Origin of the sequence: Flavobacterium sp. PMTSA4, assembly GCF_032098525.1 — a bacterium.
Taxonomy (GTDB): Bacteria; Bacteroidota; Bacteroidia; order Flavobacteriales; family Flavobacteriaceae; genus Flavobacterium; species Flavobacterium capsici.
On record NZ_CP134890.1, the window covers coordinates 2,957,710 to 2,971,652 of the forward strand.

A 13,943-nucleotide genomic window follows, 5' to 3' on the forward strand; every position below is an offset into this window, starting at 1 on the left:
TATGGGAAACAAAAAAATATTTATTTTGTTGCCAGATGGCATTGGTTTAAGGAATTTTGCTTTTTCAAATTTTTATAAATTAGGTAAGAATTATGGAAATGAAATAGTTTTTTGGAATAATACAATGTTTTCACTTTCTGAATTAAATTTTCCAGAAATTAAAATTGAAAATGCAAAAACACATCCACTTACCGATATTTATAAAAGAGCAAAAATTGAAATAGAATTAAACTTAAATAAAAAAAGAGCAAATGATTCTATTTATGATAGTTATAAATTTTCAGCTTCTAAAAAAGGGATAAAAAATGGTATCAAGTATATCATTTTGCGAATCATTATTGCGATGAACAATTCAAATAATGGCTTAGAAAGAATAAGGAAAAAAATAGGAGTATTAGAAAGAAAGACAAAATTGTATCATGATAGTCTTGAAACTTTAAAAAATGAAAAGCCTGATTTTGTTTTTTGTACAAATCAAAGAGTAATGTTAGGGATAGCGCCGTTACTTGCTGCCAATGATTTAGGAATTCCAACGGGAACATTTATTTTTTCATGGGATAATTTACCAAAGGCTACAAAAATAATTGATGCTGATTTTTATTTTGTTTGGAGTTTGTATATGAAAAACGAATTACTTTATTATTATCCAAATATTAAAGAAATACAAATCAAAATATCAGGAACACCACAATTTGAAATGCATTTTGACAATGAGAAATTGGAGGAGAAAACCATATTTTTTAATAAGCATTCATTAGATATTAATAAAAAATATATTTGCTTTACTGGAGATGATACTGTAACAAGTCCTGATGATCCATGTTATTTATCTGATTTAGCCATAGCAATTCAACAATTAAATTTAAAAGGTTTTAATTTAGGTATTCTTTTTAGAAGATGTCCTGTAGATTTTTCTAATAGATATGATTATGTTTTAGATAAATTTAAAGATGAAATCACTTCAATTAATCCAGCATGGACACCTTTAACTGAATCTTGGAACACTATTTTGCCTCAAAAAGAAGATGATAGTTTGTTATCAAGTATTGCTGAGTATAGCGAAATGGTTGTTAATTTAGGATCATCAACGATTTTTGACTTTATCGCGCACAAAAAACCATGTGGGTATTTTAGATACAATCAGAAGGAACAACTTAATGAAAAATGGAATATACATACCTGTTATAAATTTGTTCACTTCAGGTCAATGCCAAATAATGCACCTGTTTTTTGGATGGATTCTCCAATTGAAATTGAAGAAACGATAAAACGGGTATTAAATTCAGATTCAAATGAAGTTATGAGTAATGCCCAAAAATGGTTTGAAAAAATCAATTATCATCCACCTCAATTGGCATCTGAGCGAATTTGGAGAGCTATTGATGAAATAATAAATTCTAATTAATGAAGATAGCCTTTTTAACATCTGAATTTCCTCATCCCAAAATAGGTTCATCTGGCGGAATTGGAACAAGTATTTATAATTTATCAAAAGGATTAATTCAACTTGGGCATGAAGTATCAATTCTAATTTATGGCCAAAATGAAGATGATTTTTTTGTAGAAAACGCCATTTCATATTACAGAATTAAGAATGTTAAATTAAAAGGTTTTTCAAGGCTTTTAACCCAAAAAAAAATTCAAAATTTAATTAATAGATTATTCGAAGAAAAAAAAATTGATTTAATTGAAGCGCCTGATTGGACTGGAATTTCATCAAATATTAAACCAAATTGTCCTGTAGTAATTCGATTAAATGGTTCAGACACCTATTTTTGTCATTTAGAAAAACGGCCAGTTAAGTTTATTAATAAATATCGTGAAAGAAAAGCACTTCAAAATGCAAATGGTTTAATATCAGTGAGTAAGTTTACTGCAGATATAACTAATAATTTATTTAGCTTAAATAGAAATTTTACAATTATTCCAAATAGTATAGATGTTGAGAAATTTTCAAATGTTTCATTTAGTGATAGAAATGAAAATACAATTTTGTATTTTGGTACATTAATTAGAAAAAAAGGATTACTCGAGTTACCATTAATTTTTAACGAAATTTATAAAATTAATAATCAAGTAAAATTAATATTGATTGGTCGAGATGCTTCTGATGTTATTTCTGGTAATAAATCAACATGGAAAATGATGGAAGATTTATTTGATGAAAATGCAAAAAAAAATGTAGATTATTTGGGAAGTAAAGATTATAGCGAAATAAAAGAATATATATGCGAATCTACAATATGTGTTTTTCCAACATTTGCTGAGGCTTTACCTGTTTCATGGATAGAAGCTATGGCTTTGGAAAAAGCAATTGTAGCTTCTGATATAGGTTGGGCAAATGAAGTCATCAATGATGGAGTTGAAGGTTTTTTAGTAAATCCAAAAGATCATCTTCAATATGCTCAAAAAGTTATGCAATTAATCCATGATAAAAATCTAAGAACTCAATTTGGAGTTGAAGCCAGAAAGAAAGTCATTAAAAAATTCAGTATTGAAGTTGTTGCAAAACAGAGTTTTGAATTTTATCAAAAAGTAGTCAAATGAAAAAAGCTATAAAAAAAATTTTGAGTAAAATTTTCCCAAAGGGAAATGTGAAAGAAAAATTTAAACTCCATTATTATAGTTTTTTTAAACCAAAGAATGTTTTATTTGAGGTTGGTACTGTGTCAGATAAAATTATCTATATAACAAAATTTGATAATATATCAATAAAAACAAATGAAGCACTTTATCCAATTGTAGATGATTTCAACTATTATCAACATTTCTATAAAGTTAAACAAAACGATATAGTAATTGATGCTGGAGCTAATTGTGGTCATTTATCTATTTTCTTTTCAAAAATAGTTGGTTCCAATGGTAAGATTTTTGCTTTCGAGCCTGATAAATTCAACATAGAACGAATATTAAAAAATATTAGTTTAAATGATGATTTGAGTAACAATATTCAAATAGAAGATGTATTACTTTGGGATAAAAATGAATTAATTAGTTTTTATGAAGCAGGCACAGTAGGTTCATCAGCTGTTTGGATGCCAGATGACGAACTTTGTGTAAAAAAACAAGCAGTTCGCATAGATGATTGGGTAAAAAATAATAATATCCAAAAACTAGATTTTATAAAAATGGATATTGAAGGAGCAGAAATTGAAGCTCTTGATGGTTGTATTGAAACCATTAAAACTCTTAGACCTAATTTTGCAATCGCTTCGTATCATTTTGTTAATGGAGAACAAACTTTTATTAAGGTTGAGCAATTTTTTTCTGCAATGAATTATCCATACAAAACTGTGAAATTTAGAGGCACAGAAATCATTACTTTTGCAGGTTTTAATTTGAAATAAATAACCTTCAATGATTATTCTTTATCATAATAAATCAAAAATTATATCTATTGTTTCCAAAGTAGAAATAGATTCTTCTAATGAAATAAATAAAAACATTATTAGTGTTTTACTTGATTTTGCAGATAGATTTGATGATGAAATTATAGTTTGGTGTCATGAAAATGAAAGAGAAAATTTGAACATTGATGAAGTAGAGTCATTGTTTCATCACAAAAAGCTACTGTTAAGTTATGATTATTCAGAAAATAATTATTTCGATAGAAGACTAGGTTATGTAGAAGATTCAAATTTTGTTAATGTAAAAAAAAAGATAAAATATCCAACATGGTTAATGAGTAGTAAAGTTGGAGCAATTCACACTTCAGTTTTAAAAGCTTGTAAAATCAATTTAAAGGAGGAAACTAATTTTGATTATTTTCTTAATTCTTTTGCAAAAAGAGCAATGCAGTTCGGTCTTTTATGCTATTCAGAACCGAAATTATTAAAAAAAATCAGCAAATTAAACTTAACTAAAGAAGCAAGTCTTAGTGAGCTTTTTAAATTTACAAAACAGCATTATAAAATGCGATGGATTTTTTTATTGTTTTTAAATATATTTTTATTTGAAAAAAAGGTTCCATTATATCCGTTTTTACAATCACTTTTTTACAGACAAAGAAGTTTTAATCCAGATAATTTGAATAAGATATTAATTAATTCAAATAAAAAGATAATAGATGTTGGAACGATTGATGTTTTAATTCCAACAATTGGACGAGATGAATATTTACTAAATGTTTTAAATAATTTATCATCACAAACTTATTTACCCAAAAATGTTATAATTATCGAACAAAATCCTGAAAAAAATGGTGTTTCAAGTTTAGATTTTTTAAAAAACAAAAGCTGGCCGTTTCAAATAAAACATCATTTCACTAATCAAACAGGCGCTTGTAATGCTAGAAATATTGGACTGCAATATGTTGAAAGTGAATTTACTTTTTTTGCAGATGATGATATTGTTTTTGAAAACGATTTAATCGAGAAAGCAATGCTTTCATTACAGGAAACAGGTAATGAAATTATTTTAGTAGCATGTCTTTTAAAAGAGCAACCATTGCAAGTTCAAGAAGCAAAACAATTTAACTACTTTGGAGCTGGACATGCTTTTGTAAAGTCTTCTTGTTTTACAGATTTAAAATTTAATACAGCTTATGAATTTGGTTTTGGCGAAGATGATGATTTTGGCATGCAAATGAGATACAAAGGATATGATATATTGTATATTTCAACCTCGAGAATTACCCATTTAAAGGCTCCAATTGGTGGTTTCAGAACCAAGCCAATACTGAAATGGCATTCCGATATAATTCAACCAAAACCGTCACCAACCGTTATGTTGTTTAGGTTATTGTATAATACTAAAGAACAAATAAATAGTTATAAGGTTACTTTGTTTTTTAAGAATTTAAATGGTCAATTTTTGAAAAATCCATTTGGATATATTAAATTATTTAGTGAAAAATGGAATAGAAGTCTTTTTTGGGCTAATGAATTAAACCGCTAGAATGATGAATTTCACTTTAATAGTTTGTACTTATATGCGTCCTAATCCGTTACTGAAATTATTAAGTTCAGTAAAAGAACAAACTTTGTATCCAAATGAAATTATTATAGTTGATGGTTCAACAGACTTGAAAACTAAAGAAATACTAGAAATTAATCATTTTGAAAATTTGAACTACTTCTTAGTTGATGAAAATGATAGAGGTCTAACTAAACAGCGAAATTATGGGATTAGAAATTCTTCAAAAAATTCAAAAATCATTTGTTTTCTCGATGATGATACTATTTTAGAAAAGAATTATTTTGAAGAGCTAATTTCAACTTATGATATTTATCCTGAAGCACTAGGAGTTGGTGGATTTATTACTAATGAGGTAAATTGGGAAAAAGTTACAGAAGACTATGTTCCCAATATTAATGAATTTTTTTTTGATGGTTGGAAAAGAAAAGAAGGTAGCAGATTTGTTTTACGAAAAAAATTAGGATTAGATAGTAACCTAAAACCAGGCTATTTGCCTGAATTTTCTAATGGAAGAAGTGTTGGTTTTTTACCTCCATCAGATAAAATTTATCAAGTTGAGCAATTAAAAGGCGGCGTTTCTTCATTTAAAAGAATTGTTTTTGATACTTTTCAATTTTCTCCTTATTTTGAAGGTTATGGTTTATATGAAGACGCTGATTTTACTTTGAGAGTTTCCAAAACTGGAACTTTATACGTTAATACAAAAGCAAGATTGTCTCATTTTCATGATTTTTCAGGAAGACCAAACAAATTCCGATACGGGAAAATGGTTGTTAGAAACGGTTGGTATGTTTGGAGAGTAAAATTTCCAAATCCATCTATAAAAGCTAGAATAAAATGGAATGCAATTGTTTTATTATTAACTTTTATATTGTTAAAAAATGTTTTTAAAAGTGGTAAAGGGAAAGAAGCCATTAGTGAGTTTTTTGGAAGAATTTCGGGTTGGTTCTCGTTAATAATTAAAATCAAATGAAGTTTACTTTAATAATCTGTACATACATGAGGCCAAAAGCCTTGCTGGATTTATTACATTCAGTAAAAACACAAACTTTGTATCCAGATGAAATTATTATTGTTGATGGTTCAACTGATGAAAGGACTAAAGAAATTCTAGAGAGAAATTCTTTTGAAAAGCTAAACTATTTTTTAGTTGAAAAGGAAAATAGAGGTTTAACGAAACAACGAAATTTTGGTATTTCCAAAACTTCAAATCAATCGGAGATAATTTGTTTTCTGGATGATGATACAATTTTGGAATTAAATTATTTTGAAGAAATTATTAATGCCTTTAAAAATGACTCTAACGTAGTTGGTGTTTCAGGAATTGCTACCAACGAAAATCAATGGATTAAAAAGGAAGCCAATAAAAAATATAGCAAATTTAAGTTTTATCATTTTGAAGATTATGTTTATCCAGAAGGATTAAGAAACGTAATTAGAAATATAGTAGGACTTCAATCTGGTTTAGGTTCAGGACAAATGCCAGAATTCTCTAATGGTAGAAATTGTGGTTTTCCTTTAAATGGAAAAACATATGAAGTTGATTTATTGATGGGAATGTCATTCAGTTTTAGAAGAATTGTTTTTGATAACATTAAGTTTTCGACTTATTTTGAAGGATATGGTTTGTATGAAGATGCTGATTATAGTATTAGAGCTCAAAAATTTGGAAAAAATGTTGTAACAACAAAAGCTCAGCTTAGTCATTTTCACAATCAGGATGGAAGACCTAATAAATATCAATATGGAAAAATGGTAGCCAGAAATGGTTGGTATGTATGGAGGTTGAAATATCCCAAACCATCTTTTATTGCAAGAATAAAATGGAATTCAATTTTAATATTGTTGACAGTTATAAGATTTAGCAATATATTTACCACTAATAAAAAATTTGAAGCACTTACAGAATCTTGTGGAAGAATTGTAGGTTGGATTAGTTTACTTTATAACAGACCAAAAATTGAAGTTTAAATCATAATGACATTTTGCATTATAACACATGTTTCTCATGGAATGGATAATGGTGAATACTATGCTTATTCTCCGTATGTTAGGGAAATGAATATTTGGTCAAAATATGTAGATAAAATTATTCTTGTAGCACCATTAGATTTAAACAATCAAAAAGCTATTGATTCAAAATATTCTCATCAAGATATAGATTTTATATCCGTACCATCTTTTAATTTTTTATCAATAAAATCATCTCTCAAAACTTTTTTTATGTTGCCAATAATTTCTTTTGAGATTTTTAAGGCAATGAAAAAATCGGATCATATTCATTTACGTTGTCCTGGTAATATGGGTTTACTAGGTTGTATCATTCAAATTTTATTTCCTAGTAAACAAAAAACAGCAAAGTATGCTGGAAATTGGGATTATAATTCTAGGCAACCATTAAGTTACAGACTGCAACGGTGGATATTAAAAAATACTTTTTTAACAAAAAATATTCAGGTTCTGGTTTATGGAAATTGGAATGACAATTCAAAAAACATTAAGCCATTCTTCACAGCAAGCTATTCGGATAATGATAAAATTGAATTAGTTCAAAAAAAATTAACTGGCAAACTCTCATTTCTTTTTGTTGGCTCACTTTCTAGAGGAAAACAACCTTTATATGCAATTCAACTTATAGAAAAACTTATTGAAAATGGTTTAGATGTAAAGTTAAGTTTGTATGGTGATGGAGCAGAAAAAATAAAATTGGAAAAATATATTTTTGAAAAAAAAATTGAGAATCGAGTTTTTATAAAAGGAAATCAGAATCAAGAAACAATAAAAAAAGCCTATCTAGAAAATCATTTTGTTATATTGCCTTCACAAAGTGAAGGATGGCCAAAAGTAGTAGCAGAGGCAATGTTTTTGGGTTGTTTGCCAATTGCAACAAAAGTTTCCTGTTTACCTAATATGTTAGATAATGGAGAAAGAGGAATATTATTAGAAATGAAAAAAGAGGAAGATGTTGAAAGGATTAAATCTTTGATTGAAAATGATGGTTTGTATCAGCAAAAAATAAAAAAAGGCGTTGAATGGTCAAGACAATTTACAATTGAATTGTTTGAAGATGAAATCAAAAAATTAGTAAAATCATGAGAATACTTCAAGTTATTGATTCATTAGAAATTGGTGGTGCTGAAAGAATGGCTATAAATTATGCAAATGGGTTAGCTGATAAAATAGAATTTTCAGGAATAGTTGTTACTAGAAAAGAAGGAGAATTGAAATCCAAATTGAATACTAATGTTTCCTATTTGTTTTTAGATAAGAGAAAAATAGTTGATTTTAGAGCGCTAAAAAAGTTAAAAAAATACTGTAAAGAAAATAAAATAACTCATTTACATCCGCACAGCACTTCTTATTTTTTTATTTTTTTATTTCATTTTTTTTTAAGAGATGTAAAGATTATATGGCATGATCATTACGGATTGAGCGAGTTTTTATCTAAAAGAAAGTCTCTTGTTCTTAAAATAGCTTCTAGATTTTTTCAAGGTATTATTTCAGTTAATTATCAATTAAAAGAATGGGCTGAAAAGGAATTGTATTGTAAAAATGTTATTTATTTACCCAATTTCACGTCTATTGAAACATCAGAAGAAAAAAACACAAAGCTGTCGGGTTTAGAAGGGAAAAGGATTTTGTGTTTAGCAAATCTTAGAATTCAAAAAAATCATTTTTTTTTAATTGAAATAGCTAAAAAAATAAAAGAAACTCATCCGGATTGGACTTTTCATTTAGTAGGTAAAGATTTTAATGATAGTTATTCACTAACTCTGAGGGAAAAAATTCAATTTGAAAATCTGCAAAATACTGTTTTTATTTATGGCTCAAAAAATGATACCTCAAACATCATTAACCAATCTGAAATATGTATTTTTACCTCAAGTTCAGAAGGATTACCTGTTGCTTTATTAGAATTTGGACTTCATTCAAAAGCGGTAGTTTCAACTTCAGTTGGAGAAATTCCATTGATAATTAAAAATGATAAGAATGGACTTTTAGTAGATGTTGATGATGTTGAAGGTTTTAACTCTGCGTTAAATTCTTTAATAAATAATTCAGAATTAAGAAACCAAATTGGCATGAATTTGCATGATACTATTTTAAAAAATAATTCCGAGGAAGCTGTTTTAAATCAATACCTTAGTTGGTTAAATTCAAATTAATGATTCTTTTAAGAAACAAATATATAAATTTAATTATCCTTCATGTTTTGATTGGGATTATCATTTTTGTATTTCCATTTTTGGCTAAAATTTATGGTTTTCTTTCATTGTTAATTGGATTAATTATTGTTGTAACTACAAAGAATAGTAACAATCAAGTTTTAATGGTAGCTGCTTACATTGTGGGAAGTGAAGCGTTTTTGAGGATGACAGGAGGAGCAATTTCATATGAGTTCTCAAAATACGCCATTATAATTTTTGTTGTTTTAGGTATGTATTTTTCTGGTTTTTCAAAGAATGCTATTCCATATTGGATATATTTATTATTGTTGATTCCTGGAGTTATTCTTGCAACTGAAACATTAAACTTAACTACTGACATTAGGACAACAATTGCTTTCAATATTTCTGGACCTGTTTCTTTAGGGATTGCTTCAATCTACACTTATCAAAGGAATATTTCAATGGATGATTTTAATAATATTTTTTTATGTTGTGGATTGCCAATTATATCAACTATAGCTTATTTAATTTTATACACACCAGATTTAAAAGAAGTATTAATAAATACAAGTTCAAATTTTTCGACTTCGGGTGGTTTTGGTCCCAATCAAGTTGCTACAATTTTAGGACTAGGGATGTTTATTTTTTTTTCAAGATTTCTTTTAGTTTCTAGGAGTAAACTAATATTTATAACTAATGTTATAGTATTTTTATTTATTACTTATAGAGGATTAATCACATTTTCAAGAGGAGGAATGATAACTGGTTTTATTATGATTATAATCCTGTTGTCAATGGTATATTTGAATACTAAGAAGAGAAGTAAAATAAAGATTAATTTTTTAATTCTTTTTTTGTCACTACTGCTAATTTCTGTATGGACTTTTACTTCATCAAGTACAGATGGTCTTATAAATAAGAGATATGCAAATCAAGACGTAAAAGGTAGAGAAAAAGAAAGTCAACTTTCTGGAAGAGAGGAGATTTTGGGTCAAGAGTTAGATATTTTTTTAGAAAACCCTTTTTTTGGTGTAGGTGTTGCTAAAAGTGTCGAAAAAAGAAGTGAAATAACAGGTTTAATAGTACTCTCTCACAATGAAATTTCAAGGACATTAGCTGATCATGGGTTTTTGGGTATACTAGCTTTGTTAATTTTATTTTTAACACCTATTTTTTTATTTTTAGGAAATAATCAGAATATGTTTGTATTTTGTTGTATTACCTTTTGGTTATTAACCATTAATCATGCTGCAATGAGGATTGCTGCGCCAGCTTTTATTTATTCATTATCATTGCTTAAAGTACAAATTGTTGAAAAAAATTCTTTACATAGGGAATAAACTTTCTAAACATGGTAATACAGCCACTTCAATAGAAACATTAGGAGAGTTTCTGGAAAAAGAAGGTTATGTTTTATATTATGCATCATCCAAAAAAGTAAAGGTTTTTAGGATGCTGGATATGATTTACAAAACTTTTAAACATGCTTCAAAGGTTGACTATGTATTAATTGATACTTACAGTACTTATAATTTTTGGTTTGCTTTTATTATTTCACAATTATGTAGAGTATTAGGAGTGAAATACATTTCTAAATTACACGGTGGTGATTTGCCAAATAGACTCAAAAAAAGCACATTTTTTTGTAATCTAATTTTCAATAATTCTTATGCAAATGTTGCGCCATCAGCTTATCTTTTTAATAGATTCAATGATTATAAATACATAGTAAAATATATTCCAAATACTATAGAGATTGATAAGTATAATTTTTTAGAACGAAGTTTTGATTATCCAAGATTACTTTGGGTTCGTTCATTTTCAACAATTTACAATCCGATTTTAGCAGTTAAAACTTTTATGGAATTAAAAGTAATATATCCTAATGCTGAACTTTGTATGGTTGGTCCTAAAAAAGATGAGAGTTACGAACAAACCATAGAATTTGCAAAAAAAAATAATGTAGAAATATTATTTACTGGTAGATTATCAAAAAAGAGTTGGATAAAATTATCAAAAAAATATAACATATTTATTAATACAACCCATTTCGATAATACACCTATAAGTGTTATTGAAGCCATGGCTTTGGGTTTGCCAGTTGTTTCTACTAATGTTGGCGGAATTCCTTATTTATTAGAGCATGATAAAAATGCTTTACTTGTAGATGATAATGATTTGGAGGCAATGGTAAATGAAATTAAACGATTATTTAATGAACCTGATTTGCCGCTTAAATTAACACATAATGCTAAGAACTTAATATCCGAATTCGACTGGGAAATAGTCAAAAACCAATGGAAGGAATTGCTTCAATAATCGATATATTTTTTTAACTTGCGACTTCAATTTTTTTATTAAAAAATGAATAAATATAAAGATATACACTTTGAAGTTTCAGAACGAAAAATTCTTTTGAGGATTTTTGATGTAATTTCAGTTTTTGTTTCTTTATATACTGTTGGAATTATTTTTAATTTTGATTATTTCAATATTTCTGCAACAAATTATTATTGGACTATTGTTTTAGGGATATATTTACTGTTCTTAGGTTCAGTATTTGAAATGTACAATCTACAGGTTGCAAGCAATCAGTTTCAAGTGCTGAAAAGTATAATTCTTACCACATCTACAACCGTTTTATTATATTTATTAACACCATTTTATACTCCTTTTTTACCTACTAATCGTATTCAGATTGTAATGTTCTTTCTGGCTATTTTTGCTGGTTTGTTTATCTGGAGAATGTTGTATGTTCGATTTTTTGCATCTAATCGATTTGTGAAAAAGGTAATTTTGGTTTGTGATCAAGACCAAGTAGAAGAACTTGTAAATGGACTCGAAAGTGTTGATCCACATTATAGAGTTTTAGGATTTGTAAACTCAGATAGTAAATCTGAAAAAATAGAAAATCCATATATCAAAAATATAGCTATTGACAAACTCAAAAAATTTGTTTTAAAATATTCTATTTCAGAAGTGGTAGTGGCTTCACAAAAAACAGATGGAATTACTGTTGAGCTTTATAATCAATTAATTAGTATACTCGAAAATGGATTTATAATTAGAGAATATACACAAGTATATGAAAGTATTACTCAGCGTATTCCCGTTCAATATGTTTCAAGAGATTTTTACAGATATTTCCCTTTTAGTAGGAGTAATCAAAATCATTTGTATTTATTAATTGTTCGTTTTTTGGAAATCATCATTTCAGTAATTGGATTGTCTATTGGTTTAATTTTAACGCCTCTGATACTAGTTGGGAATTTAATTTGGAACAGAGGCAAACTTTTTTATAAACAAGAAAGAGTCGGCAAAAACGGAGAAGTTTTTAACATTGTGAAATTTAGAACAATGATAAAAAACGCCGAAAAAGAAGGAGCTGTTTTTGCCACTGTAAATGATAGTAGAATTACTCCTTTTGGAAAAATACTCAGAAAATCAAGAATTGATGAATTTCCTCAATTTATAAATATTTTAAAAGGCGATATGGCAGTTATTGGTCCAAGACCTGAACGACCAGTATTTGTTAAAGAAATTGCCGAAAGAATGCCTTTTTATGAAACCCGCCATGTTATTAAACCAGGATTGACTGGTTGGGCACAAGTTAATTATTCTTATGGCGCGACCATTGACGACAGTTTAATTAAACTTCAATATGATTTATATTATATCAAGCACCGAAGTTTGTTTCTTGATATTAATATCATTTTTAAAACTTTAAGCACGGTTCTTTTTTATCGTGGTCAATAATTGAATTGGATTTCTTCCATTCAGTTTTATCAAAACATACACATTCGTTACAATAAAAGGCAATATAATCACTAAATGTGGTTTGTTGAGCATTACTATGCAGTAGATTAAAAGAAGGACTAAAGATGTAAGTGTTATTTTCTTCAAAGACGATTCTTTTAAAAACGGCAAAAGAATAAATAATGGATTGAAAAGTAAGGCATTATAATTCCAAAGAACTTCTTGATGTTCTGAATACAATCCAATTAAGCATAGCATTAAACCTAATATTCCTGAGAAAAACAAATAGGTTTTAAATACAATTTTTGAGTTTAAAATCAGGATAATTAGCAAGCCAAGAATAATTACATAAATACTGTTTAAAAAAGAAAATTCATGATTTATATTTTCACCAGTAACGATTATATTTTTTGAAGCTACAACAGATTTACCATCAACTTTTGCTTTATCAATACTGTTTAAAAGCTCTACAGGTAAAAATAACTTTTCTGCATCTTTGTCTGTTTTTGCACCAAAAACTATATTAATTCCAAGTTTGTACCAAAAATAGTTGTCAAAATAAGGATAAAGTAAAGTTCGATAACTAATGGATTTATCATCAACTTTTTCAAATTTTATTTCCTTATATATTTCGTTTAATTTATTGGCAACCATTGTGGTGCAGTTTCTGTCAATAAATTTATAAGTATAATATTTCTCAGTGGAGAATAAATTGGCATTTAGAGAATCAAAAAGCTGTTGTTTTTTTGATAAAGGTAAAATCAGCACTTGTTCAACAACTTCTCTTTTATCCATTTGATATTCAAGAATGAAATCATCAAAAGAAGTTACATTCATAAAATATTGCAAATCACCTTTGACAAATTTGATGTAAAAATTTTCAGTTCTAAAATCAAACATTCCATAGTTATACACTATATCTAATTGATTGTTGTCATCTTTTATTCGCAAAGCGGTATGACCAAAAGTGGAATACAATTCTTCACCACGACCACAAGTTAAAAGGCTTATTTGGGTACTTTCAGAAAGTTGAGGGTTTTGTGAAAACGAAGAGAATGAAAATAGTATGAAAAAAGCAAGAAGTAATTTTTTTGCCATAAT

At 27.5% G+C, this 13,943-nt stretch carries 12 protein-coding genes; 11 read left to right on the forward strand and 1 reads right to left on the reverse strand.

From position 1 onward, the window contains the following. Nucleotide 1: 1 nt before the first annotated feature. The 11 genes from RN605_RS13330 to RN605_RS13380 are packed head-to-tail and all read left to right on the forward strand — an operon-like array spanning nt 2 to nt 12,842. Nucleotides 2-1,405 carry a UDP-glycosyltransferase gene (locus tag RN605_RS13330; protein WP_313325557.1) on the forward strand — a complete coding sequence of 468 codons (1,404 nt, stop codon included), beginning with the start codon at nt 2-4 and terminating at the stop codon, nt 1,403-1,405. Then, on the forward strand, nt 1,405-2,547 hold the full coding sequence (locus RN605_RS13335) for a glycosyltransferase family 4 protein (protein WP_313325558.1): 1,143 nt from the start codon (nt 1,405-1,407) through the stop codon (nt 2,545-2,547). The genes RN605_RS13330 and RN605_RS13335 overlap by 1 nt, the downstream gene beginning before the upstream one ends. Continuing rightward, on the forward strand, nt 2,544-3,347 hold the full coding sequence (locus RN605_RS13340; RefSeq protein WP_313325559.1) for an FkbM family methyltransferase: 804 nt from the start codon (nt 2,544-2,546) through the stop codon (nt 3,345-3,347). Before RN605_RS13335 ends, RN605_RS13340 begins: the two co-directional genes overlap by 4 nt. A 10-nt stretch (nt 3,348-3,357) precedes the next feature. Beyond that, the gene (locus RN605_RS13345; RefSeq protein WP_313325560.1) at nt 3,358-4,896 is read left to right on the forward strand and encodes a glycosyltransferase family 2 protein; all 1,539 of its coding nucleotides are present in this window, start codon (nt 3,358-3,360) and stop codon (nt 4,894-4,896) included. A gap of 4 nt (nt 4,897-4,900) precedes the next feature. Next, the gene (locus tag RN605_RS13350) at nt 4,901-5,890 is read left to right on the forward strand and encodes a glycosyltransferase family 2 protein (protein ID WP_313325767.1); all 990 of its coding nucleotides are present in this window, start codon (nt 4,901-4,903) and stop codon (nt 5,888-5,890) included. Continuing rightward, nucleotides 5,887-6,888 carry a glycosyltransferase family 2 protein gene (locus RN605_RS13355; RefSeq protein WP_313325561.1) on the forward strand — a complete coding sequence of 334 codons (1,002 nt, stop codon included), beginning with the start codon at nt 5,887-5,889 and terminating at the stop codon, nt 6,886-6,888. Before RN605_RS13350 ends, RN605_RS13355 begins: the two co-directional genes overlap by 4 nt. Before the next feature lie 6 nt (nt 6,889-6,894). Beyond that, nucleotides 6,895-8,013 (forward strand): glycosyltransferase, encoded by a 1,119-nt coding sequence (locus RN605_RS13360; protein ID WP_313325563.1) that lies wholly within the window; start codon nt 6,895-6,897, stop codon nt 8,011-8,013. Further along, a complete protein-coding gene (locus RN605_RS13365; RefSeq protein ID WP_313325564.1) occupies nt 8,010-9,083 on the forward strand; it encodes a glycosyltransferase in 1,074 nt (357 codons plus the stop codon). The genes RN605_RS13360 and RN605_RS13365 overlap by 4 nt, the downstream gene beginning before the upstream one ends. Next, nucleotides 9,083-10,426, forward strand: coding sequence for an O-antigen ligase family protein (locus RN605_RS13370; protein WP_313325565.1), 1,344 nt, complete (start codon nt 9,083-9,085; stop codon nt 10,424-10,426). Before RN605_RS13365 ends, RN605_RS13370 begins: the two co-directional genes overlap by 1 nt. Then, entirely contained in the window at nt 10,398-11,405 is a 1,008-nt protein-coding gene (locus tag RN605_RS13375; protein ID WP_313325566.1) for a glycosyltransferase family 4 protein, read from the forward strand. Before RN605_RS13370 ends, RN605_RS13375 begins: the two co-directional genes overlap by 29 nt. Nucleotides 11,406-11,450: 45 nt before the next feature. Further along, on the forward strand, nt 11,451-12,842 hold the full coding sequence (locus tag RN605_RS13380) for a sugar transferase (RefSeq protein WP_313325567.1): 1,392 nt from the start codon (nt 11,451-11,453) through the stop codon (nt 12,840-12,842). Here RN605_RS13380 and RN605_RS13385 read toward each other — a convergent pair. Then, complete coding sequence (locus RN605_RS13385; RefSeq protein WP_313325568.1) at nt 12,810-13,940, reverse strand: lipoprotein N-acyltransferase Lnb domain-containing protein; 1,131 nt, start codon at nt 13,938-13,940, stop codon at nt 12,810-12,812. The two genes, RN605_RS13380 and RN605_RS13385, sit on opposite strands and share 33 nt — an antisense overlap. Nucleotides 13,941-13,943 lie beyond the last annotated feature (3 nt).